We start from the raw sequence: 21,541 nt of genomic DNA on the forward strand, positions 1-21,541 counted from the left end.
CGGATGTGTCTCAGGTGTCCATCACGTGCACGAGCTCGTCGATGAACGACGGGAAGTCGGAGGCGCGCCTCACGATGCGCTGCAGGTCGTCGCGGTCGGAGAACACCTCGACCAGCTGGTCGAACACGTCCTGGAAGGCCTTGCGGCCGCTCTCGCTGAACGCGATGAGCGCGATCACGTTCACGCGGTTCTCGCCCCAGGCCATCGGCGTCTCGTTCACCACGATCGCGATCGCCGTGCGGGTGGCGCTCATCTCCATCGCGTGCGGGACGGCGATGGTGTCGGTGAACGCCGTCGACGACATCCGTTCGCGCTCGATCGCGCCCTCGACGTAGCTCTCGTCGACCACCCCGAGTGCCCGCATCGAGTCGCCGAGTGTGCGGATCATGGCCGCCTCGGACGGCGCGGTCAGATTGCGCCAGAACAAGCGCTCGTCGAAGTACTGGAGCAGCTCGTCCTTGATCTGCATCCGCCGCCGGTGCCGACGCACGGTGGCGATCGCCCGGCGCACCGCCTCGAAGTCGGTCGCTGTGAGGAAGGGCTGGATCACGACGACGTTGTCCCGTGCGGTCGGCGCCTGGATGGTGGTCACCACGATGTCGGAGGAGAGCCCCGCCCAGTCGACGTCGGCGCGCGTGATCACCACGTCGACCTGTAGCTCCGAACCCAACTCCGCCTCGAGCTTGTCGCGCAGCATCACGTGCATGTCGTAGTAGTTCGGGCAGACGATCGCGCAGGTGACACGCTCCTCGCGCAGGTTCTGCCGCTCGAGGTGCGATCCGACGTGGAGGGCGATGTAAGCGATCTCGTCGTCGTTGATCGTGATGTCCTCGCTCCGCTGGATCTGACTCGCGATGAAGACGGCGAGTTCGTAGATCATCGGGTAGGAGCCCTTGATCGATCGGGTCATCGGATTGCGGGAGTAGGAGTTCTCCTGCGCCCGGGCGACCAGGTTGCGGATGTGCAGGCTGAGCCGCACGATGAAGTCCTCGTCGTCGAGGTCGACCAGGTACTCCTCGCTCGCGAGCCGCACGATCCGGCGCATCTCGGCCAAGTCGGCGTCGGCCAGGTAGGTGGAGGCCACGGTCTCGGTGGGTTCGTCGTGACCGGGCGTGAGCACCCGGGTGGTGAGCAGCACCGACAGGTAGGTGAGTTCGCGGATGCTGAGGGCGGTGCCGAAATGCGCGCGGATGAGCCCGTCGAGCCGTTCGGCGATCGCGCGAATGGACTCCGACACGGGTCGTTCCTCCGCCGGTCCGATCGACTGCTCCTTCGACACCCGGTCGACGGCGATCGCGACGTGCAGCAGCACGTTGTTGATGGAGTACTCGTTGACGAAGTAGCCCTCGCCGTCGAGCATGGCGAGCAGGTCCGACTTGAACGCCCCGAGGTTGTCGGACGCGAACTCACGCTGGATGTTCTCGAGATCGAGGAAGCCCTGTGCGCTCTCGTCGCGGAAGATGCGGCTCAGCAGCCGCCGCCGGTTGAGTTCGCTGCCCGCCAGCGACACCGCACTGCCGCGCCGCACGAGGGAGAGGCCGGCCTCCTCGATGAGGATCTTCGCCTTGCGGAGATCCGCCTCCACCGTCGATTCGCTGACGTAGAGGCTCGCGGCGAGGTCGTAGACGTCGACGCCGGAGGGGGCGTCACCGAGCGCCCGGATGATGAAATGCACGCGCTCGCGAGGGCTTCCGCTCTCGGAGTCGCGGGAACGGAGGTCGGTGACGAAGCTGGCGTACGCCTCGCGGTTCAGCCGGTAGCCGCTGGTCGACGAGGTGATCACGTCGAGCGGCTTCGCGGCCGTCTTGACGCTCGTGACATAGCTGCGCACACTGCGGGTCGTCACGCCCAGGCGGTCGGCGAGCTCACCCGCGGTCACCCAGTCGTCGGTCTCCGCGAGGTAGTCCAGCATCCGTTCGTACTTCGCTCTCATCACCAGCAGCGTACCCGCGCCCTGGCGGCGTGGGCGCTGCGCGATGCTACTTCGGGCCGGAGTTCGCGAAGGACTCCAGGTCACCGATCGCCGTGCTGTTGAAGAATTGCTGGTCTCCGGGCAGCAGTTCGCCCGCTGGTGTGTAGACCGTGTCGTCGTTGCCGTGTTGCCAGAACGTCCACGCGGTCCAGCCGACCGGAATCTCCGCCGGCCCGGCAGCCTTGTCTGCGGTCCAGTATGCGAGCGACAACGGATTGTCTCCGAAGTCAGGCGAATTGCCCGTGCAGAGGCTCCACCAGCTCGCCGACGTGTAGATCACTGGCGCACGTCCGAACAGCTCGGATGCAGTGTCGACGAAGTCGTGAATCCACGCGACCATCTCCGCGGGTGTGCGGTCGTAGCAGTCGTCGCCGTCCTCCGGGTAGGGGTTCCATTCGAGATCGACCATCGGGGGCAGCGATTTCTCTCCGGGTGCCCACAACGGGTTGCCTGTCGTGTGCCACTCCTTGCTGTAACCCGCAAAAAGTCGCGCCTGGTCCGCGCCGGAGGCATAGCTCCTGTTCGGATTCGCGAAGTGATAAGGGCCCGTGTAGAGCCCTCGCGAGCGTGCTGCTTCACGTTGCTGCGCGTATCGCGTGGCGATGCCGCCGTAGGAGCCTTCAGAGACTTTGACGTAGGTGAAAGTCGCGCCGCGTTCGGTCGCGAACTTCCAACCGATGTGGGCTGCATCACCCTGCCAATAGCTGATATCCATTCCTCGAAGCCAACCTGCGTCTGCGGACTTCGTTCCTTCCTGCTCGTCCGCGTCGCGACCGAAGGTCGCGCCCAGCGAGTGCTCCTGGAACTCGTTCATGATCTGAAGGCTCGGATTGCCGGATCCGGCGGCATCCGCGGACGCGGGCCGGTTCGCTCCAAACGTCACGAGCAAGCTGACTGCAATCGTGAGGGCTATTGCGCTTTTCATGTCGACACCATATCAAGTAATGAGAATTCATCATCAAAAGGATTTTCCGGGGGTGCGGAAGCAAGGCTGCTGGATGCGGAGGCCGCGGAGGCGGAGGATCGATGCAGACGGAGCAAGGCGCAAGGAGGCGTGCGTGGACAAGGTGCTGATCGTGTGCGGAGCAGGCGCGTCGAGCACTTTCCTCGCGCTGCGGTTGCGCGGCGTCGCCCGCACTCGTGGTCTGGACCTGACCATCGAAGCCGGAACGCTGTCCGATCTCGACGAGCGTCTCGCCGCCACCGACGTCCTGCTGATCGGGCCGCACCTGGCGACGCAGTTCGCCGAATTGAAGGAGCGGGCGGATGCGGCGGGCACCCGCGCGGCGCTGCTTCCCGACACCGTCTTCAGCGGGTCGGGAGCGGAGCTCGCCGCCGACCTGGTCACCGGACTCCTCGCCGCACCGCAGGGTTCGATCCACAGGCTCACCGCAGAGCCGAGCTAAGGAGAGTTGGACATGGCTGAACGAACAGTTGAGATGGCGTCGACGCACGGGTTGCACGCGCGACCGGCGACGATCTTCACGCAGGCCGTCGCGAAGGCGGGAGTGCCGGTGCAGATCTCCAAGGCCGGCGGCAAGCCGGTGAACGCGGCGAGCATCCTCGGCGTGATCTCGCTCGGCATCGAGAAGGGCGACTCGCTCACCCTGGTCTCGGAGGCCGACTCGGCCGACACCGTGCTCGACGAGCTCGTCGCCCTGCTCTCCTCGAACCTGGACGCCGAGTGATGGCCTCCACCACGAGCCTGCACGGCACCGGCATCGGCCGGGGGATCGCGGTCGGGACCGTGCTCCGGATGCCCGACCCGCTGCCCGAGCCCGACGAGACGCCCAGCGCGCTCACGCCCGACGCCGAGAAGGAGCGCGCCCGCGCCTCGCTCGCCGCCACAGCCGCCGTCATCCGGCACCGCGGCGAACGCGCCGGCGGCTCCGCGAAGGACGTGCTCGAGGCGCAGGCCTTCATGGCCGAGGACCCCACCCTGATCGACGACGTCGGAGTGCGGATCGACGGCGGCGCCACCGCCGAGCGCGCCGTGTACGAGGCGTTCGCCGCCTTCCGCGATCTGCTCGTGAGCATGGGCGGCTACATGGGCGAGCGGGCCACCGACCTCGACGACGTCTCGCAGCGAGTCGTCGCGCATCTCCGCGGCGTTCCCGCCCCCGGCGTGCCCGACCCCGACGAGCCGTTCGTGCTCGTCGCCCGCGACCTGGCCCCGGCCGACACCGCACTGCTCGACCTCGACAAGGTGCTCGCCCTGGTGACCAGCGACGGGGGCCCGACCTCGCACACCGCCATCCTCGCCCGCGAGAAGTCGATCGTGGCGGTCGTGGGAGTGACGGATGCGCTGACGCTGGTCGACGGCACCGAGGTGATCGTCGACGCGGGAACCGGCACCGTGACGGTCTCGCCGACCGACGAGGAGCGGGCCGCGGCGATCGCCCGGGCCGCCGAACTGAAATCCGCCCGGAGCGCTGCGACCGGCCCCGGGCAGCTCTCCGACGGCACCCTCATCCCGCTGCTGGCCAACCTCGGCTCGGCCGACGGCGCGGCGGACGCACTGGAGAAGGGCGCCGAGGGCGTCGGGCTCTTCCGCACCGAGTTCCTCTTCCTCGACGCCGCGAGCGCGCCGAGCGTCGAGGAACAGAAGGCGCAGTACCTGCGGTTGCTCCAGGCTTTCGCCGGCAAGAAGGTGGTCGTGCGTGCTCTGGATGCCGGCGCCGACAAGCCCCTCAGCTTCCTCAACGACGCCCCCGAGGAGAATCCGGCGCTCGGATTGCGCGGCCTCCGTGCTCTGCGGGCCAACGAGCCGATCCTGCGCGATCAGCTCACCGCCCTCGCCCAGGCCGACGCCGAGTCCGAAGCCGAGGTGTGGGTGATGGCGCCGATGGTCTCCACCGTCGAGGAGACCCGGTACTTCACCGCCCTCGCCCGCGAGGTGGGACTGAAGACCGCCGGCGTCATGGTGGAGGTGCCGTCGTCGGCGCTGCTCGCCGACCGCATCCTGGCCGACGCCGACTTCGCGTCGATCGGCACCAACGATCTCACCCAGTACACCCTCGCGGCCGACCGCCTGCTCGGGTCGGTGGCCTCGTTCCAGGACCCGTGGCATCCGGCCGTTCTGAAACTCGTGGGCGAGGTCGGCGCCGCCGGTCACGCCACCGGCAAGCCAGTGGGCATCTGCGGCGAGGCCGCGGCCGACCCGCTGCTCGCCGTCGTGCTCGTGGGCCTCGGCGCCACCACGTTGTCGATGTCGCCGTCGGCGCTCGCCGACGTCCGTGCCGAGCTCGCCCACTTCACGCTCGACGACGCCCGCCGGTTCGCCGACCTGGCGCTGTCGGCCGACAGCGCTGTCGAGGCACGGGCCGCGGTCACCACCGCCGCCGCTGCCACACGCTAGTACCCCCTGCACCACACCCGAAATCACCATCACAGAAACGGAGAAGTCGTCATGACAACGGCGTCAGAAACGAAGACGGGAGGCGGAGCCCGCGTGCGCGTCCAGCGCTTCGGAACCTTCCTCAGCGGCATGGTCATGCCCAACATCCCCGCGTTCATCGCGTGGGGCCTCATCACGAGCCTGTTCATCGCCACCGGGTGGCTGCCGAACGGCATCCTCGGCGGCTTCGGCAACGCGGATGTCATCGGCTGGCAGGGCGCGGCCACCGCACTCGCCCAGGCCGACGACGGCACCACCTTCCCGCAGTACGTGGGACTCGTGGGGCCGATGATCACCTACCTGCTCCCGCTCCTCATCGCCAACACCGGCGGCCGGATGGTCTACGGAGCGCGCGGCGGCGTGGTCGGCACCATCGCCACCATGGGTGTGATCGTGGGCGCCTCGGTTCCGATGTTCATCGGCGCCATGATCATGGGCCCGCTCGGCGCCTGGCTGATCAAGCAGGTCGACAGGATCTGGGCCGGCAAGATCAAGGCCGGCTTCGAGATGCTGGTCGACAACTTCTCCGCCGGCATCCTCGGCTTCATCCTCGCAGTGGCCGGCTTCTTCGGCATCGCCCCGGTGATCCAAGGGCTCTCGGCCGCACTCGAAGCGGCCGTCAACTGGCTGGTGACGCTCGGTCTGCTCCCGCTGGCGTCGATCTTCGTCGAGCCGGGAAAGGTGCTCTTCCTCAACAACGCCATCAACCACGGCGTGTTCACGCCGCTCGGTGTGCAGCAGGTGGCGGAGCAGGGCAAGTCGATCCTCTTCCTCATCGAGGCGAACCCCGGTCCCGGCCTCGGCATCCTGCTGGCGTTCTCGATCTTCGGCATCGGACTCGCGAAGGCCAGCGCCCCCGGTGCGGCCATCATCCAGTTCTTCGGCGGCATCCACGAGATCTACTTCCCGTACGTGCTCTCGAAGCCCCTCACCATCCTCGCGGCCATCGCGGGCGGTGCGGTGGGAGTCGCCACGAACGTCCTGTTCAACTCGGGCCTGCGCGCTCCCGCATCGCCCGGCAGCATCATCGCCGTGCTGATCCAGACCGCTCCCGACAGCTACGTCGGCGTGCTGCTCTCCGTGATCCTCTCGGCGGCGACCTCGTTCATCATCTGCTCGATCATCCTGCGGGCGAGCCGCAAGCGCGACCTCGAGCGCGGCGAGAGCGGCGACCTGTCGGCCGCCATCGCGCAGACCGAGGCCAACAAGGGCAAGGAGTCGAGCGTGCTCGGCAGCCTTCGCGCCGAGGGCGTGCCCGCCGGCGACGCGGAGGCCGTGGCCGAGGAGACCTCGCTGCTCACCGACACGCGCCCCATCCGCAACATCGTGTTCGCCTGCGACGCGGGAATGGGATCGAGTGCGATGGGAGCGTCGGTGCTCCGCAATAAGATCAAGAAGGCCGGCATCGAGGGTGTCACGGTGGTCAACAAGGCCATCGCCAACCTCGACGACGACGTCGATCTGGTGATCACCCAGCGCGAGCTCACTCCTCGTGCGCAGGAGCGCACGCCGAGTGCCGAACACGTCTCGGTGGACAACTTCATGACCAGCCCGCGGTACGACGAGGTCGTCGAGAAGCTGAAAGAGCAGAGCGCCGCCGAGTAGGCGACGCCCGAAGAGGAGGAGACCCCCATGGCAGTTCTCGAGCAGTCGCAGATCCGGCTGAACGGCACGGCGCGCACGAAGGAGGAGGCGATCGCCGAGGCGGCCGACATCCTCGTGGCGACGGGCGCGGTTCTGCCCGGCTATCTCGACTACATGCGCCTCCGCGAGGAGGCCGTGTCGACCTACATGGGGAACTTCCTCGCCATTCCGCACGGCACGAACGAGGGCAAGGACACCATCCTCGACTCCGCGCTCTCGTTCGTGCGGTACGACGAGCCGCTCGACTGGGGCGGCGAGGAGGTGCGGTTCGTGGTGGGCATCGCGGGCAAGGAGGGTGGACACATGGAGATCCTCACCAAGATCGCCATCGTGTTCAGCGACGAGGACGAGGTCGCCAAGCTCCTCGACGCCGAGACGCCGGAAGCCGTGCTCGACATCCTCGGCGACATCAACGAATAGGTGGCCGACATGAAAGCCGTGCATTTCGGAGCCGGCAACATCGGGCGGGGCTTCGTGGGGCTGATCCTCCACGACGCCGGCTACGAGGTGGTGTTCGCCGACGTGAACGCCGACCTGATCGACGCCCTCGCCGCGTCGGAGAGCTACCAGGTGCGCGCGGTGGGGGAGAACTCCTCCACCCGCACCGTCACTGGCTACCGCGCGCTCAACAGCGGGACCGACGAGGATGCGGTGGTCGCCGAGATCGCGACCGCCGACATCGTGACCACCGCGGTGGGGCCGAACATCCTGAAGTTCGTGGCGCCGGTCATCGCCCGCGGTCTGTCGGAGCGCTCGCCCGAGCGGGCGCCGCTCCAGGTGATGGCCTGCGAGAACGCGATCAACGCGACGGATGCGCTGAAGGCCGAGATCGTGAGCCGGCTCGGGGACGGATCGCCCGCACTCGACCGGGCCGTTTTCGCGAACACCGCGGTCGACCGGATCGTGCCGAACCAGGACCCGGGAGCGGGGCTCGACGTCACCGTCGAGGACTTCTTCGAGTGGGCGATCGAGGCCGGCCCGTTCGGCGACGCCCTGCCCGCGATCCCGGATGCGCACTTCGTGCCCGACCTCGCCCCGTACATCGAGCGCAAGCTCTTCACCGTGAACACGGGCCATGCCACCGTGGCGTACCACGGCTGGATCGAAGGTGCCTCCACGCTCGCCGACGCCCTCTCCGTCCCCGCAGTCTTCACCGAGGTGAAGGCCGTCCTGGCCGAGACGAAGGCCCTGCTGGTGGCCAAGCACGAGTTCGACCCGGCCGTGCAGGAGGCCTACCTGGAGAAGAACCTCGCGCGGTTCGCCAACCCCTATCTCACCGACACCCCGGAGCGGGTGGGGCGTCAGCCACTGCGCAAGATCAGCCGGCACGAGCGCTTCATCGGCCCGGCCGCGGAGTTGGCCGAGCGAGGGCTGCCGACGGATGCCCTCCTGCGCGCCGTCGGCGCCGCCCTGCGTTTCGACGCCCCCAGCGATCCGCAGAGCGCCGAGCTGGCGGAGCTGCTCGACACGTTGACGCCCGAGCGGTTCGCCGAGCAGGTCTCCGGGATCGAGCCCGGGCATCCGCTGTATCCTGGACTGGTCGCCACGGTGCGGTCGGTCGTTGCTTTTCGGAGCGAATAGGAGTAATGGAGCTCCTTGCAGAGAGCCCATTCTTAGCGTAAGCTCGACCTTTGGTGTTTTCGGCCAGTCGTCACCCGACGAATCCGCGGCCGATCCTCCGCAAGACCAGCACATTCTACTTTTAGCGACAGTGAGGCTATGGCCAAAAAAGACGGTGTTATCGAGATCGAGGGCGCAGTCGTCGAGGCACTCCCGAACGCCATGTTCCGGGTTGAGTTGACGAATGGCCACAAGGTTCTTGCCCACATCTCGGGCAAGATGCGCCAGCACTACATCCGCATCCTCCCGGAGGACCGCGTGATCGTCGAGCTGAGCCCGTACGACCTCACCCGTGGCCGGATCGTCTACCGCTACAAGTAAGTGATCGCTGCTGGAAAGTAACGGCCTCGCGGCACATCCGCGAGGTACGAGGACAGCGAAGAGAGAAATCACATGAAGGTCAACCCCAGCGTCAAGCCCATCTGCGAGCACTGTCGCGTGATCCGTCGTAACGGTCGCGTCATGGTGATCTGCAAGAGCAACCCGCGCCACAAGCAGCGCCAGGGCTAGCAGTACCCGGCTTCGGCCGGTTCACGAAAATGGCAGTGTCAGAAGCCGCCCGGTGAGAGCCGGGCGGTGGACACCTTCGGTCGGAGGCCGGAGCACATTCACTGTCACAGACCTCCACTCATCAACAGGAGATAGCCACAATGGCACGTCTAGCAGGAGTTGACATTCCCCGCGACAAGCGCGTGGAAGTTGCCCTCACGTACATCTACGGGGTCGGCCGCACGCGCGCGCTCAAGACCCTCGCCGACACCGAGATCAGCGGAGACATCCGCGTCAAGGATCTGAGCGACGAGCAGCTCGTCGCTCTCCGCGACTACATCGAGGGCAACTACAAGGTAGAGGGTGACCTCCGCCGCGAGGTCGCCGCCGACATCCGCCGCAAGGTCGAGATCGGTTCCTACGAAGGCGTCCGTCACCGCAAGGGCCTCCCCGTGCGCGGACAGCGCACCAAGACCAACGCTCGCACCCGCAAGGGCCCGAAGCGCACCGTCGCCGGCAAGAAGAAGGCCGGCCGCTAAGCGCGCCGACTGACCAGGATTCCAGGAGATATAAATGGCAACCCCCAAGTCGGCCGTCCGCAAGCCGCGCAAGAAAGAGAAGAAGAACGTCGCCGTGGGCCAGGCCCACATCAAGTCGACCTTCAACAACACCATCGTGTCGATCACCGACACGACCGGTGCCGTCATCAGCTGGGCCTCCTCGGGTGGCGTCGGCTTCAAGGGCTCGCGCAAGTCGACCCCGTTCGCCGCGCAGCTCGCTGCCGAGTCGGCTGCCCGCCAGGCTCAGGAGCACGGCATGAAGAAGGTCGACGTCTTCGTCAAGGGCCCCGGCTCCGGCCGCGAGACCGCGATCCGCTCCCTCCAGGCCGCCGGCCTCGAGGTCGGTTCGATCAACGACGTGACCCCGCAGGCGCACAACGGATGCCGCCCGCCCAAGCGTCGTCGCGTGTGACCTTCCAGTACTGACCCGTCGGCGGGATGCGCAACCCGCGTCCCGCCTTCGGGGTTCTTTCCACAACTCAATACCTCGTCACGTGAGTGTCATATAGCGGACACTCAGCCGAAAGGAATCACAGTGCTCATTGCACAGCGCCCAACTCTCACCGAAGAGAACATCTCGGAGTTCCGTTCGCGGTTCGTCATCGAGCCGCTCGAGCCCGGCTTCGGATACACCCTCGGAAACTCGCTCCGCCGCACGCTCCTCTCCTCGATCCCCCGGTGCTGCTGTCACGAGCATCCGTCTCGACGGCGTGCTGCATGAGTTCAGCACCATCCCCGGTGTGAAGGAAGACGTCACCGAGATCATCCTGAACATCAAGGGTCTCGTCGTCTCCAGCGAGCACGACGAGCCGATCACCGCCTACCTGCGCAAGCACGCGTCGGGTGAGGTCACTGCGGCCGACATCTCGGCTCCGGCCGGTGTGGAGATCCACAACCCCGAGCTCGTCATCGCCACGCTCAACGACAAGGCGAAGTTCGAGCTCGAGCTGATCATCGAGCGCGGCCGTGGCTACGTGTCGGCGACCCAGAACCGCAGCGAGTTCTCCGAGGCCGGTCAGATCCCGATCGACTCGATCTACTCGCCCGTGCTGAAGGTCACCTACCGCGTCGAGGCGACCCGTGCCGGTGAGCGCACCGACTTCGACCGTCTGGTCGTGGATGTCGAGACGAAGCCGGCCATCACGCCGCGCGACGCCATCGCCTCCGCCGGTCGCACCCTCACCGAGCTGTTCGGTCTCGCCCGCGAGCTCAACTCCGCCGCCGAGGGCATCGAGATCGGCCCCGCGCCGGTCGACGCCGTTCTCTCGTCGGAGCTGTCGGTTCCGATCGAGGACCTCGACCTCTCGGTGCGTTCCTACAACTGCCTCAAGCGCGAGGGCATCAACACGGTGTCCGAGCTCGTGGCCCTGTCGGAGACGCAGCTCATGAACATCCGCAACTTCGGACAGAAGTCGGTCGATGAGGTGAAGGACAAGCTCGTCGAGCTCGGCCTCTCGCTGAAGGACACCGTTCCCGGGTTCGACGGCGCTCACTTCTACGGCGGCTACGACGACGAGAACGTCTAAGACGTTCCTGTCGTCCGCATCGTCCAACCCGACCAACTGACTCACATCTGGAGATAAGAAATGCCCAAGCCAACCAAGGGACCCCGTCTCGGCGGCGGACCGGCGCACGAGCGCCTGCTCCTCGCGAACCTGGCTGCCGCCCTGTTCACCCACAAGAGCATCAAGACGACCGAGACCAAGGCCAAGCGGATGCGTCCGCTGACCGAGCGTCTCATCACCTTCGCCAAGCGCGGAGACCTGCACGCCCGTCGTCGCGTGCTCGCCGTGATCGGTGACAAGAACGTCGTGCACGAGCTCTTCACCGAGATCGCCCCGCTCATGGCGGAGCGCGAGGGCGGCTACACCCGCATCACGAAGCTCGGCTTCCGCAAGGGCGACAACGCTCCCATGGTGCAGATCGAGCTCGTGCTCGAGCCCGTCGTGGCCAAGAAGAAGGCCGCCCCGAAGTCGTCGACCAAGGCTGAGGCGCCCGCTGCCGCCGCCGCACCGGCCGAGGACGAGGTCGTCGAGGAGACGCCTGCCGAGGAGACCGCCGCCGAGGAGTCGACCGAGGCTGCTGCTGAGGAGACCGCTGAGGCTCCCGAGGCCGAGGCTGCTGCCGACGCCGACGCCGACGAGGCTCCGGCCACCGAGGCCGAGGAGAAGGACGCCAAGTAGGCATCCGTCACCGCCGCACGAAGGCCCCGCACCCGCAAGGGTGGCGGGGCCTTCGTCGTAGAATGACAGCCGTGGAACTCGAGACCGGACTGTGGCGCATCCGTCTCGACCTCGCCTACGACGGCACCGACTTCTCGGGGTGGGCGCGGCAGCCCGGGCTTCGCACCGTCCAGGGCACGCTCGAGGAGGTGCTCGCCACGCTGTTCCGGCGGTACCCGCCCAACCCGCAGCTGTGGGTGGCCGGGCGGACGGATGCCGGTGTGCACGCCTCCGGACAGGTCGCCCATCTCGATCTCACCGACGCGCAGTTGCGCAGCCTCCGCCGGCGCGGTGACGACGCCCGCACCATGGAGCCCGAGGCTCTCGCGCGGCTGCTCGGGCAGCGGATGAACGGCATCCTGGGAGCCGACTCCGACGTGCTGGTGCTCGGCTCGACGCTGGCCCCCGAGGGCTTCGACGCCCGCTTCTCCGCCGTCTGGCGGCGCTATGTCTACCGGGTGAGCGACATGGCGTCACCGCGAGACCCGCACCTCAGACGCACGACCGTGCGGCTACCGACTTCTCTCGACGTCGACGCGATGGATGCCGCCGCCCGCGCCCTGCTCGGACTGCACGACTACGCGACGTTCTGCAAACCGCGAGAGGGGTCGACCACGATCCGCACCCTGCAGGCCTTCTCGTGGGAGCGCGGCGCCGACGGCGTGCTCGTGGCATCCCTCCAGGCCGACGCGTTCTGCCACAGCATGGTGCGCTCGCTCGTGGGCGGCACGGTGGCGGTGGGTGACGGCAGCCTGAGCGGGCCCGAGCTCGTGCGTCTGCGCGACGACGGGATGCGCACCGGCGCCTTCCTGGTGATGCCCGCCAAGGGGCTGGTGCTCACCGAGGTCGGGTATCCACCGGCCGAGGAACTGCGCGCCCGGGCGGAGCAGACCCGCGCGCGTCGCGAGCTCATTTGACCGGTGGGGTGGTATCGCCTATTCTTGATCTTTGGTGTGCGCGCCTCATCGCTCGCCGCCCGAAGTTGAGCCCTCCATCGGCTGTGTTCCCCGTCGTTCTGATCGGGAACACCCACCGGAGTGGGATTCACGAACTCCTCACCTCGAACAAGAAAGCAGCACTACTGTGACGCGTACCTACACCCCGAAGGCCAGCGAAGTCTCGCGCGGCTGGGTCATCATCGATGCGACCGACATCGTGCTCGGCCGCCTGGCCAGCCACGCCGCGACCATCCTGCGTGGCAAGAACAAGGCCACCTTCACCCCGCACATGGACATGGGTGACTTCGTCATCATCGTCAACGCCGACAAGGTCGCCCTCACCGGCGCCAAGCTCGCGCAGAAGAAGGCCTACCGCCACTCGGGCTACCCGGGCGGACTCAGCTCGGTAACCTACGCGGAGCTCCTCGCCAAGAGCCCGGAGCGCGCCGTCGAGAAGGCGATCCGCGGGATGCTGCCGAAGACCTCGCTCGGCCGCGACCAGTTCCGCAAGCTGAAGGTCTACGCAGGCCCCGAGCACCCGCACGCTGCTCAGCAGCCCACCCCGTACATCCTCGACCAGGTCGCCCAGTAGCGTCCCTCGTTCAGCAGACTCAGACAAAGGACACACAACTACCGTGGCGAAGATCGCAGATCAGATTGACGTGGCTCCCGAGAGCTACTCCACCGAAACCCCGGCCGACGAGGCGCCCCGCGCCCCCCGTGCCGTTCTCAACGTGTCGGGCGCGGCCGTGGGCCGTCGCAAGCAGGCCATCGCCCGCGTGCGCCTCGTTCCCGGCGGCGGCACCCTCACGGTCAACGGCCGTGAGTTCGCCGACTACTTCCCCAACAAGCTGCACCAGCAGCTGATCACCGACCCCTTCAAGGTGCTCGACCTCATCGGCTCCTACGACGTCGTCGCGAAGATCACCGGTGGTGGCCCCTCGGGTCAGGCCGGCGCCCTCCGCCTCGCCATCGCGCGTGCCCTGAACGAGATCGACCGCGAGAACAACCGGCCGAACCTCAAGAAGGCCGGCTTCCTCTCCCGCGACTCGCGCGTCATCGAGCGCAAGAAGGCCGGTCTCAAGAAGGCACGTAAGGCGTCGCAGTTCTCGAAGCGCTAAGCGCGCTTCGGCTCTACGCTTAGCCTATGGCTCGCCTGTTTGGCACCGATGGGGTGCGGGGGCTCGCGAACCAGGACGTCACCGCCGACCTCGCTCTTCGGATCGCTCAGGCCGGTGCTCGTGTCCTGGGGGCCGAAGCCCGAAGTGAGGGTCGACGACCCGTCGCTGTGGTCGCTCGCGACCCGCGACAGTCGGGCGACTTCATCGCGGCCGCTGTGGCCGCCGGTTTCGCCAGCTCCGGCGTCGACGTCCTCGACGCCGGAGTACTGCCGACCCCGGCCGCGGCCTTCCTGATCGCGGACATCGACGCCGATTTCGGCGTGGTGATCTCCGCCTCCCACAATCCGGCGCCCGACAACGGGATCAAGTTCTTCGCCCGCGAGGGCAAGAAGCTGCCCGACGAGGTCGAGATCTCGATCGAGGCGGCGCTCGAACATCCGCAGCTCACGCCGCTCGGCGGCGACATCGGACGCATCAAGCGGTTCGCGGATGCCGAAGACCGGTACGTCGTGCACCTGCTGACGACTCTGCCGCATCGCCTCGACGGCATCCACGTGGTGCTCGACTGCGCCCACGGCGCGGCGGCCGGCGTCTCGCCCGAGGCGTTCAGTCAGGCCGGCGCCCGGATCACGGTGATCGGCAACGATCCGAACGGCATGAACATCAACGACGGGGTGGGTTCGACGCACCTCGACAAGCTCGCTGCCGCCGTGGTGGCGGCCGGAGCGGATGTCGGCATCGCCCACGACGGCGACGCCGACCGCTGCCTGGCGGTCGACGCGAACGGCAGAATCGTCGACGGCGACCAGATCATGGCCATCCTCGCCCTCTCCGAACGCGAGCGCGGCGCGTTGCGCGAGGACACCCTGGTGGCCACGGTGATGTCGAACCTCGGCCTCAAGGTGGCGATGGCCCACCACGGCATCCGGATGCTCGAGACGAAGGTGGGCGACCGCTACGTGCTCGAGGCCATCAACGAGCAGCAGCTCAGCCTCGGCGGCGAACAGTCCGGCCACATCATCTTCGCCGACTACGCCACCACGGGAGACGGCATCCTCACCGGTCTCCAGCTCCTCAGCCGCATGGCGGCCACCAAGCAGAGCCTCGCCGAGCTCGCGGGCGTGATGAAGGTCTACCCGCAGACCCTGGTGAACGTGCGCGGCGTCAACCGTGACGGCGTGCACACCGACAAGGTGCTGGCGGCCGCGGTGGCGGAGGCCGAAGCCGACCTCGGCGAGACCGGCCGCGTGCTCCTGCGGCCCTCGGGCACCGAACCGCTGGTACGCGTGATGGTCGAGGCGGGCGACCAGGCCACGGCCGACCGCATCGCCGAGTCGCTGGCCGACGTGGTGCGGCAGCGCCTGTCCACGGGCGTGGAGCAGTCGCTCTAGAGCTTCCTCAGCAGCACCTTGTTGACCGTGTGGTCGGCATCCTTCTGCAGCACCAGGGTCGCGCGCGATCGGGTGGGACGGATGTTCGACATCAGGTTGGGCAGGTTGATCGACTCCCAGATCGAGCGCGCCGTCTCGCGCGCCTCGACCTCGCTGAGGCTCGAGTAGCGGTGGAAGTAGGACTTCGGATTCGCGAAGGCACCGCGCTGCAGATCGAGGAAACGGTTCTCGTACCAGTTCGCGATGTCGGTGGTGCGGGCATCCACGTAGACCGAGAAGTCGAACAGGTCGCTCACGGCGAGCGTGTTGCTGGCCGCCGGAGGCTGCAGAACGTTGAGCCCTTCGACGATGAGGACGTCGGGCTGCCGCACGACCACCTGCGCCTCGGGCACGATGTCGTAGCTGAGGTGTGAGTAGAAGGGAGCGCGCACCTCCGGATTGCCGCTCTTCACGGCGCTCACGAAGCGCAGCAGCGCGCGCCGGTCGTAGGACTCGGGGAAGCCCTTGCGGTGCATGATGCCGCGGCGCTCCAGCTCGCGGTTGGGCAGCAGGAAGCCATCGGTGGTGACGAGCTCGACCCGCGGCGTGTCGGCCCAGCGGGCGAGGAGCTCGCGCAGGAGCCGCGCGATGGTGGACTTGCCGACCGCCACCGATCCGGCCACGCCGATCACGAACGGGGTGGACTTCGAGCGCTCGCCGAGGAAGTCCGACGTCGCCCGGTGCAATTGCTGAGCGCTGGTGGCGTAGAGGTTGAGCAGTCGCGCGAGGGGCAGGTAGACCTCGGTGACCTCGCGGATGTCGAGGGGGGTTGCCGAGCCCGCGCAACTGCACGATCTCGGTCTCGAGCAACGGCAGCGGAGTCGTCGGCGCGAGAGCCGCCCAGTGCGCCCGGTCGAATTCTATGAACGGGCTGAACTGCGCGAGACTGGGGGAGGAGGAATCGGGCATAGGACTCCTATTCTGCCCGAAGACCGTGGCGGCGCCCGCCTCGGCGGCTGTCAGCAGTCGTCCGGTCGCGCTCGGCTAAACTCGACCCCATGTGTGGAATCGTGGGTTACGTCGGCAACAACAGCAGTCTCGAGGTGCTCCTCGGTGGACTGCGCCGACTGGAGTACCGCGGTTACGACTCCGCCGGTGTTGCCGTGATCGGCGACGACGGGAGCCTCACCACGCGCAAGCGCGCCGGCAAGCTGGCCGTTCTCGCCGACGACCTCGACGCGCATCCGATGGCCGACGGCAGGACCGGGATCGGGCACACCCGCTGGGCGACGCACGGCGGACCGACCGACGGCAACGCGCATCCGCACCTCGACGCCTCCGGTCGCATCGCGCTGATCCACAACGGCATCATCGAGAACTTCGCCACCCTCAAGCAGGAGCTGCTCGAAGACGGCTTCGTCTTCGACAGCGAGACCGACACCGAGGTGGCCGCGAAGATGCTCGGCCGCGAATACGAGGCAGGCGACGGGCTCGCCGCGGCTCTCGCCCGCGTGGTGTCGCGCCTGGACGGAGCCTTCACTCTTCTCGCCCTGCACCAGGAGGAGCCGGGCGTCGTCGTGGGCGCCCGCCGCAACTCTCCGCTCGTGATCGGGCTGGGCGAGGGCGAGAACTTCCTCGGCTCGGACGTCGCGGCCTTCGTGGAGCACACGCACCGCGCCGTGGCGATCGGTCAGGACCAGATCGTCGTCATCACCGCCGACTCGGTCACCGTCACCGACTTCGACGGCGCCCCCGTCGACACGCACGAGTTCGAGGTGTCGTGGGATGCCGCAGCCGCCGAGAAGGGCGGCTGGTCGAGCTTCATGGCGAAGGAGATCAGCGAAGAGCCCGAGGCGGTGGCGAACACCATCCTCGGCCGCGTGCACGAGGGCGAGGTCGTGCTGCCCGAACTCGCGGACCTCGACGAGGTGCTGCGCGGCATCGATCGCGTGATCATCATCGCCTGCGGCACGGCCAGCTACTCGGGTCTCCTCGGCAAGTACGCCCTCGAGAAGTGGGCGCGCATCCCCGTGGAGGTGGAGCTCTCGCACGAGTTCCGCTACCGCGAGCCGGTGCTCACGCCCCGCACCCTCGTCGTGTCGATCAGCCAGTCGGGCGAGACGATGGACACGCTGATGGCCGTCAAGTACGCCATCGCGAACGGCGCCCGCACGCTCTCGATCTGCAACACCCAGGGTGCGACGATCGCCCGCGAGTCGGACGCCGTGGTCTACACCCACGCCGGCCCCGAGGTCGCGGTGGCGTCGACCAAGGCCTTCGTGGCGCAGATCACGGCCCTCTACCTCTTCGGTCTCCACCTCGCCCGCGTGCGCGGTGAGCTCGAGCACGCGCAGGGAGCGAAGCTCATCGCCGAGCTGCAGGCGATCCCGAAGAAGATCGAGCAGGTGCTGAAGAACGCCCCCGAGATCACCCAGCTGGCCAAGTGGATGTCCGACACCCGCGCCGTGCTCTTCCTCGGCCGCCACGTCGGGTACCCGATCGCCCTCGAGGGTGCTCTGAAGCTCAAGGAACTGGCGTACATCCATGCCGAGGGCTTCGCGGCCGGCGAGCTGAAGCACGGGCCGATCGCCCTGATCGAGCCGGGCCAGCCCGTGTTCGTCGTGGTGCCCTCGCCGCGGGATCCCAACTCGCTCCACGCCAAGGTGGTGTCGAACATCCAGGAGATCCGCGCGCGCGGCGCCCGCATCCTCGCCATCGCCGAGGAGGGCGACGTGGCCGTGCTGCCGTTCGCCGACGAGGTGATCCGCATCCCGCTCGCCGCGCCGCTGTTCGAGCCGCTGCTGACCGTGATCCCGTTGCAGCTATTCGCGATGGAACTCGCCACCGCCAAGGGCCTCGACGTCGACCAACCGCGGAACCTGGCGAAGTCCGTCACGGTCGAGTAGCCGCCGTGATCGTCGGAGTCGGAGTCGACCTCGTCGACGTCGCGCGATTCGAGCGCTCCCTCGAGAAGACGCCGCGGTTGCTCGATCGGCTGTTCGCTCCGAGCGAACGGATGCTGCCGGTGCGCTCGCTCGCGGCCCGGTTCGCCGCGAAGGAGGCTCTGATCAAGGCCGTCGGGCATTCCACCGAGTTCCGCTGGCACGACATGGAGGTCGTGTCGAACGAGCATCGCAATCCGGAGTTCCAGGTCTCGGGCGGAGTCGCGCAGGCGCTCGCCGAGATCGGTGCCACACGACTGCACCTCAGCATGACCCACGACGGCGGCACGGCTGTGGCGTTCGTGGTCGCCGAGGCAGGGGACGTCTGATGGTCCAGGTTTCCGTTCCGGCCACGGCGCCCGCGCCGGCCCTCCGCCGCGCAATCATCGACACCGAGGCGATCGCGGCCAATGTCTCCCGTGTGAGCTCGCTCGTCGCCCCTGCCGCCGTGATGGCCGTGGTGAAGGCCGACGGCTACGGACACGGAGCGGTGCCGGCGGCCCGCGCCGCGCTCGACGGAGGAGCCACCTGGATCGGAGTCGCCGATGTCTCCGAGGCCCTCGCGCTCCGCGCCGCCGGCATCGGCGCCCCGGTGCTGGCCTGGCTGCACGGACACGATCCCTCCTTCACCGAGGCCGTCGAGCACGACGTGGCCATCGGTGTCAGCACGCGCCTGCAGCTCCAACGGGCTGCCGATGCCGGAAGCATCCATGCTCCGGCTCGGGTGCACTTGAAGGTCGACACCGGGCTCGGTCGCAATGGGCTCGGTCGCGCCGAGTGGGAGCCCGTCTTCCAAGCCGCCCGCGACGCGGTGGGGAACCGGCGCATCCGTGTCGAAGGCCTGTTCAGCCACCTGTCGAACGCGAGCGATGACGACGACCTCGAGCAACTCGACGCCTTCGACGAGGCGACCGGGATCGCCCGCAGTCTCGGCCTCGATCCGGGTGTCCGCCACCTCGCCTCGACGGCCGGAGCCCTGCGGCTGCCGGCCACCCGGCTCGACCTGGTGCGCCTGGGCATCGGCTTGTACGGGCTCTCCCCGTTCGAGAGCGTGGACTCGGCGACCCTCGGACTCCGTCCGGCGATGCGTGTCGAGACCCGTCTGATCGCGGTCAAGCGCGTGCCCGCCGGCACCGGCGTCTCCTACGGCTACACCTACCGGCCAGAGGCCGACACCTGGCTCGGCCTCGTGCCGCTCGGTTACGCCGACGGCATCCCCCGCCACGTCTCGAACCGGGGGAGCGTCTGGGTGGGCGGTACGGAGCATCCGATCGTCGGACGCGTGGCGATGGACCAGTTCGTCGTCGACCTCGGCGAGCACGCTGCTCAGGTCGGCGACCGGGTGGTGCTCTTCGGCGACCCGGCGGACGGATTCCCGAGCGCCGACGCGTGGGCGGCTGCCGCCGGCACCATCAACTACGAGGTGGTGACGCGCCTCGGCGCCCGAGTGAAGCGTGAATACTCGGCGATCGCCGAGCGCGGGGAGAGGGTGCCGGTATGAGCGGGGCGACACCGCGGCGGGAGGCCGTGATCGACCTCGACGCCTTCCGGCACAATGTGCGCACCCTGTCGGCGCTGGCGCAGCCGGCTGAGACGATGCTCGCCGTCAAGGCCGACGCCTACGGGCACGGCATGGTGCCGCTGGCACGTGCGGCGCTCGAATCGGGGGCGACGTCGCTCGCGGTGCTCGACATCCCCGCCGCCCTCGTGCTGCGCGACGCCGGCATCACGGAGCCGATCTTCGCCTGGATGCACGACCCCGACGCGCTCTTCGGCCCAGCGGCCGAGGCCGACATCGACCTGGGCATCTCCGCGGTCTGGCAACTCGACGCCATCGCCGCGGCCGGAGCCTCGCGCGCCCCGCGGGTGCACCTCAAGATCGACACCGGACTCAGCCGCAACGGTGCGACCGAAGAGGACTGGCCCGGCCTCGTCGCCGCCGCGCTCGACTACGATCGCCGCGGAGTGGTGCGGCTGCACGCCGCGTGGTCGCATCTCGCCGACGCCTCACCCGAGGACGACGCGGTGGCGCTCGCCAAGCTGCGTCGCGCCGTCGCGGTGGCCGAAGGCCTCGGCGCCCGGTTCGAGCTTCTGCACCTGGCCGCGAGTTCGGCGGGCATCCGGATGCCCGAGGCCCGGCTCGGACTCGTGCGTTTCGGCATCGCGGCCTACGGCATCTCGCCCTTCGACGACGCCTCGGGCCGCGACCTCGGTCTCCGGCCGGTGATGACCCTCCGCGCCCCCGTCGTCTCGACGAAACGCGTGCCGGCCGGCCACGGAATCTCCTACGGACTGGTCTACCGGACGAGTGCGGAGTCGACGCTCGCGCTCGTGCCGCTCGGCTACGCCGACGGCATCCCCCGCATCGCGACGGGCCGGGGCCAGGTCTGGATCAACGGTCGCCGCTATCCGATCGCCGGACGCATCGCCATGGACCAGTTCGTGGTCGACGTCGGCGACGACGCGGTGGCCCCCGGCGACGAGGTGATCGTGTTCGGCGAGGGCGACCGGGGCGAGCCCACCGCCGAGGACTGGGCCGGGTACGCCGAGACGATCGGCGACGAGATCGTGGCCCGGGTGGGAGCGCGCGTCGAGCGGGTCTACCTCGGGGCGGGAGATCCCGCAGAGGTGGCGGATGCCGCGGGCACAGGGGAGAGCGGCGCTGAGACTTCTGGCGGGACGCCGGCGACGGAGTCGGCGCCGTGACCGACGCGCGGGAGCGGCTCGCCGAGATCGGCGATCTGCTCGAGATCTCCACCCCCGAGGAGATGCACGAGTTCGGTCGTCGCATCGCGGGCTTGCTGCACGCGGGCGACGTCGTGCTGCTCTCCGGCGACCTGGGCGCCGGCAAGACGACCTTCACCCGCGGGCTCGGCGAGGGGCTCGACGTGCGCGGGCCGGTGACGAGCCCGACGTTCGTGCTGGCACGCACGCATCCGTCGCTCTCCGGCGGACCGGCGCTCGTGCACGTCGACGCCTACCGGCTGGGCAGCGCTCTCGAGCTCGACGACCTCGACATCGACTTCGCCCACTCGGTCGTCGTCGTGGAGTGGGGTGCCGGACTGATCGAGGTGCTGACCGACTCCTACCTCGCCATCGACATCGATCGACCGCACGGAGCCGGAACGAGTGACCCGGGCGCGGCGGTCGAGACCGACGCGGACGCTGCCGCCGAGGACGAGTTCACGGACGCCCCCGTCGAACCCCGCACGGTGCGCCTCCGCGGCTCCGGCCCCCGCTGGACCTGACCCCGGGCGCGACAGGGG

The 21,541-nt window shown here is 68.3% G+C and carries 22 protein-coding genes and 2 pseudogenes; 21 read left to right on the forward strand and 3 right to left on the reverse strand.

What is annotated here, in order from left to right; translation table 11 throughout:
• Positions 1-10: 10 nt before the first annotated feature.
• Complete coding sequence (locus ACFJGU_RS12065) at positions 11-1,933, reverse strand: BglG family transcription antiterminator (protein ID WP_382303765.1); 1,923 nt, start codon at positions 1,931-1,933, stop codon at positions 11-13.
• Positions 1,934-1,979: 46 nt separating this feature from the next.
• Positions 1,980-2,897: a GH25 family lysozyme gene (locus ACFJGU_RS12070; RefSeq protein WP_382303766.1), complete on the reverse strand. Its 918-nt coding sequence runs from the start codon at positions 2,895-2,897 to the stop codon at positions 1,980-1,982.
• Between the two features lie 133 nt (positions 2,898-3,030).
• Here ACFJGU_RS12070 and ACFJGU_RS12075 point away from each other — a divergent pair, with 133 nt between their 5' ends.
• The 16 genes and pseudogenes from ACFJGU_RS12075 to glmM all read left to right on the forward strand — a co-directional run bounded on the left by ACFJGU_RS12075 (position 3,031) and on the right by glmM (position 15,354).
• Entirely contained in the window at positions 3,031-3,378 is a 348-nt protein-coding gene (locus ACFJGU_RS12075) for a PTS sugar transporter subunit IIB (RefSeq protein ID WP_382303767.1), read from the forward strand.
• 12 nt (positions 3,379-3,390) lie between these two features.
• The gene (locus ACFJGU_RS12080; protein WP_382303768.1) at positions 3,391-3,660 is read left to right on the forward strand and encodes an HPr family phosphocarrier protein; all 270 of its coding nucleotides are present in this window, start codon (positions 3,391-3,393) and stop codon (positions 3,658-3,660) included.
• On the forward strand, positions 3,660-5,330 hold the full coding sequence (ptsP, locus tag ACFJGU_RS12085; protein WP_382303769.1) for a phosphoenolpyruvate--protein phosphotransferase: 1,671 nt from the start codon (positions 3,660-3,662) through the stop codon (positions 5,328-5,330). The genes ACFJGU_RS12080 and ptsP overlap by 1 nt, the downstream gene beginning before the upstream one ends.
• A gap of 51 nt (positions 5,331-5,381) precedes the next feature.
• Entirely contained in the window at positions 5,382-6,974 is a 1,593-nt protein-coding gene (locus ACFJGU_RS12090) for a PTS mannitol transporter subunit IICB (RefSeq protein WP_382303770.1), read from the forward strand.
• Between the two features lie 27 nt (positions 6,975-7,001).
• Positions 7,002-7,433: a PTS sugar transporter subunit IIA gene (locus ACFJGU_RS12095; protein ID WP_382303771.1), complete on the forward strand. Its 432-nt coding sequence runs from the start codon at positions 7,002-7,004 to the stop codon at positions 7,431-7,433.
• 9 nt (positions 7,434-7,442) lie between these two features.
• Positions 7,443-8,594, forward strand: coding sequence for a mannitol-1-phosphate 5-dehydrogenase (locus ACFJGU_RS12100; RefSeq protein ID WP_382303772.1), 1,152 nt, complete (start codon positions 7,443-7,445; stop codon positions 8,592-8,594).
• Between the two features lie 138 nt (positions 8,595-8,732).
• On the forward strand, positions 8,733-8,954 hold the full coding sequence (gene infA, locus ACFJGU_RS12105; protein ID WP_022883252.1) for a translation initiation factor IF-1: 222 nt from the start codon (positions 8,733-8,735) through the stop codon (positions 8,952-8,954).
• A 72-nt stretch (positions 8,955-9,026) separates the two neighbouring features.
• Positions 9,027-9,143 (forward strand): 50S ribosomal protein L36, encoded by a 117-nt coding sequence (gene rpmJ / locus ACFJGU_RS12110; RefSeq protein WP_022898361.1) that lies wholly within the window; start codon positions 9,027-9,029, stop codon positions 9,141-9,143.
• Between the two features lie 140 nt (positions 9,144-9,283).
• Positions 9,284-9,661: a 30S ribosomal protein S13 gene (rpsM, locus tag ACFJGU_RS12115; protein WP_382303773.1), complete on the forward strand. Its 378-nt coding sequence runs from the start codon at positions 9,284-9,286 to the stop codon at positions 9,659-9,661.
• Between the two features lie 34 nt (positions 9,662-9,695).
• Positions 9,696-10,094, forward strand: a complete 399-nt coding sequence (gene rpsK, locus ACFJGU_RS12120; RefSeq protein ID WP_022896808.1) for a 30S ribosomal protein S11 — start codon at positions 9,696-9,698, stop codon at positions 10,092-10,094.
• A gap of 123 nt (positions 10,095-10,217) precedes the next feature.
• Positions 10,218-11,208, forward strand: a pseudogene (locus tag ACFJGU_RS12125) (DNA-directed RNA polymerase subunit alpha).
• A gap of 60 nt (positions 11,209-11,268) precedes the next feature.
• Positions 11,269-11,865 (forward strand): 50S ribosomal protein L17, encoded by a 597-nt coding sequence (rplQ, locus tag ACFJGU_RS12130; protein WP_382303774.1) that lies wholly within the window; start codon positions 11,269-11,271, stop codon positions 11,863-11,865.
• A 71-nt stretch (positions 11,866-11,936) separates the two neighbouring features.
• Positions 11,937-12,821 carry a tRNA pseudouridine synthase A gene (locus ACFJGU_RS12135; RefSeq protein WP_382303775.1) on the forward strand — a complete coding sequence of 295 codons (885 nt, stop codon included), beginning with the start codon at positions 11,937-11,939 and terminating at the stop codon, positions 12,819-12,821.
• Positions 12,822-12,987: 166 nt separating this feature from the next.
• Complete coding sequence (rplM, locus tag ACFJGU_RS12140) at positions 12,988-13,434, forward strand: 50S ribosomal protein L13 (protein ID WP_092547900.1); 447 nt, start codon at positions 12,988-12,990, stop codon at positions 13,432-13,434.
• Between the two features lie 43 nt (positions 13,435-13,477).
• Positions 13,478-13,963: a 30S ribosomal protein S9 gene (gene rpsI, locus ACFJGU_RS12145; RefSeq protein ID WP_092547898.1), complete on the forward strand. Its 486-nt coding sequence runs from the start codon at positions 13,478-13,480 to the stop codon at positions 13,961-13,963.
• 26 nt (positions 13,964-13,989) lie between these two features.
• The gene (gene glmM, locus ACFJGU_RS12150) at positions 13,990-15,354 is read left to right on the forward strand and encodes a phosphoglucosamine mutase (protein WP_382303776.1); all 1,365 of its coding nucleotides are present in this window, start codon (positions 13,990-13,992) and stop codon (positions 15,352-15,354) included.
• On the opposite strand, the pseudogene coaA reads toward glmM, so the two are convergent.
• Positions 15,351-16,302: pseudogene (gene coaA, locus ACFJGU_RS12155) on the reverse strand (type I pantothenate kinase). The gene glmM and the pseudogene coaA overlap by 4 nt on opposite strands.
• 89 nt (positions 16,303-16,391) lie before the next feature.
• Here coaA and glmS point away from each other — a divergent pair.
• From glmS to tsaE, 5 genes are read left to right on the forward strand one after another with little or no spacing between them, the layout of a single operon-like run.
• Positions 16,392-18,239, forward strand: a complete 1,848-nt coding sequence (gene glmS / locus ACFJGU_RS12160; protein WP_382303777.1) for a glutamine--fructose-6-phosphate transaminase (isomerizing) — start codon at positions 16,392-16,394, stop codon at positions 18,237-18,239.
• A 5-nt stretch (positions 18,240-18,244) separates the two neighbouring features.
• The gene (locus ACFJGU_RS12165) at positions 18,245-18,604 is read left to right on the forward strand and encodes a holo-ACP synthase (protein ID WP_382303778.1); all 360 of its coding nucleotides are present in this window, start codon (positions 18,245-18,247) and stop codon (positions 18,602-18,604) included.
• Positions 18,604-19,776, forward strand: a complete 1,173-nt coding sequence (gene alr / locus ACFJGU_RS12170; protein WP_382303779.1) for an alanine racemase — start codon at positions 18,604-18,606, stop codon at positions 19,774-19,776. The genes ACFJGU_RS12165 and alr (ACFJGU_RS12170) overlap by 1 nt, the downstream gene beginning before the upstream one ends.
• Positions 19,773-20,981 (forward strand): alanine racemase, encoded by a 1,209-nt coding sequence (gene alr / locus ACFJGU_RS12175; RefSeq protein WP_382303780.1) that lies wholly within the window; start codon positions 19,773-19,775, stop codon positions 20,979-20,981. The genes alr (ACFJGU_RS12170) and alr (ACFJGU_RS12175) overlap by 4 nt, the downstream gene beginning before the upstream one ends.
• The gene (gene tsaE / locus ACFJGU_RS12180) at positions 20,978-21,523 is read left to right on the forward strand and encodes a tRNA (adenosine(37)-N6)-threonylcarbamoyltransferase complex ATPase subunit type 1 TsaE (protein ID WP_382303781.1); all 546 of its coding nucleotides are present in this window, start codon (positions 20,978-20,980) and stop codon (positions 21,521-21,523) included. The genes alr (ACFJGU_RS12175) and tsaE overlap by 4 nt, the downstream gene beginning before the upstream one ends.
• The last annotated feature ends 18 nt before the right edge of the window (positions 21,524-21,541 follow it).

Origin of the sequence: Herbiconiux sp. UC225_62 (genome assembly GCF_042694625.1) — a bacterium.
Lineage (GTDB): Bacteria > Actinomycetota > Actinomycetes > Actinomycetales > Microbacteriaceae > Herbiconiux.

Coding starts and splice junctions, on each gene's coding strand:
- infA (WP_022883252.1), top strand. CDS start 8,733: ATGGCCAAAAAAGACGGTGTTATCGAGATCGAGGGCGCAGTCGTCGAG.
- rpmJ (WP_022898361.1), top strand. CDS start 9,027: ATGAAGGTCAACCCCAGCGTCAAGCCCATCTGCGAGCACTGTCGCGTG.
- rplQ (WP_382303774.1), top strand. CDS start 11,269: ATGCCCAAGCCAACCAAGGGACCCCGTCTCGGCGGCGGACCGGCGCAC.
- glmS (WP_382303777.1), top strand. CDS start 16,392: ATGTGTGGAATCGTGGGTTACGTCGGCAACAACAGCAGTCTCGAGGTG.
- rpsM (WP_382303773.1), top strand. CDS start 9,284: ATGGCACGTCTAGCAGGAGTTGACATTCCCCGCGACAAGCGCGTGGAA.
- ACFJGU_RS12070 (WP_382303766.1), bottom strand. CDS start 2,897: ATGAAAAGCGCAATAGCCCTCACGATTGCAGTCAGCTTGCTCGTGACG.
- ACFJGU_RS12090 (WP_382303770.1), top strand. CDS start 5,382: ATGACAACGGCGTCAGAAACGAAGACGGGAGGCGGAGCCCGCGTGCGC.
- rpsK (WP_022896808.1), top strand. CDS start 9,696: ATGGCAACCCCCAAGTCGGCCGTCCGCAAGCCGCGCAAGAAAGAGAAG.
- ACFJGU_RS12080 (WP_382303768.1), top strand. CDS start 3,391: ATGGCTGAACGAACAGTTGAGATGGCGTCGACGCACGGGTTGCACGCG.
- ACFJGU_RS12100 (WP_382303772.1), top strand. CDS start 7,443: ATGAAAGCCGTGCATTTCGGAGCCGGCAACATCGGGCGGGGCTTCGTG.
- alr (WP_382303780.1), top strand. CDS start 19,773: ATGAGCGGGGCGACACCGCGGCGGGAGGCCGTGATCGACCTCGACGCC.
- ptsP (WP_382303769.1), top strand. CDS start 3,660: ATGGCCTCCACCACGAGCCTGCACGGCACCGGCATCGGCCGGGGGATC.
- glmM (WP_382303776.1), top strand. CDS start 13,990: ATGGCTCGCCTGTTTGGCACCGATGGGGTGCGGGGGCTCGCGAACCAG.
- ACFJGU_RS12095 (WP_382303771.1), top strand. CDS start 7,002: ATGGCAGTTCTCGAGCAGTCGCAGATCCGGCTGAACGGCACGGCGCGC.
- alr (WP_382303779.1), top strand. CDS start 18,604: ATGGTCCAGGTTTCCGTTCCGGCCACGGCGCCCGCGCCGGCCCTCCGC.
- ACFJGU_RS12065 (WP_382303765.1), bottom strand. CDS start 1,933: ATGAGAGCGAAGTACGAACGGATGCTGGACTACCTCGCGGAGACCGAC.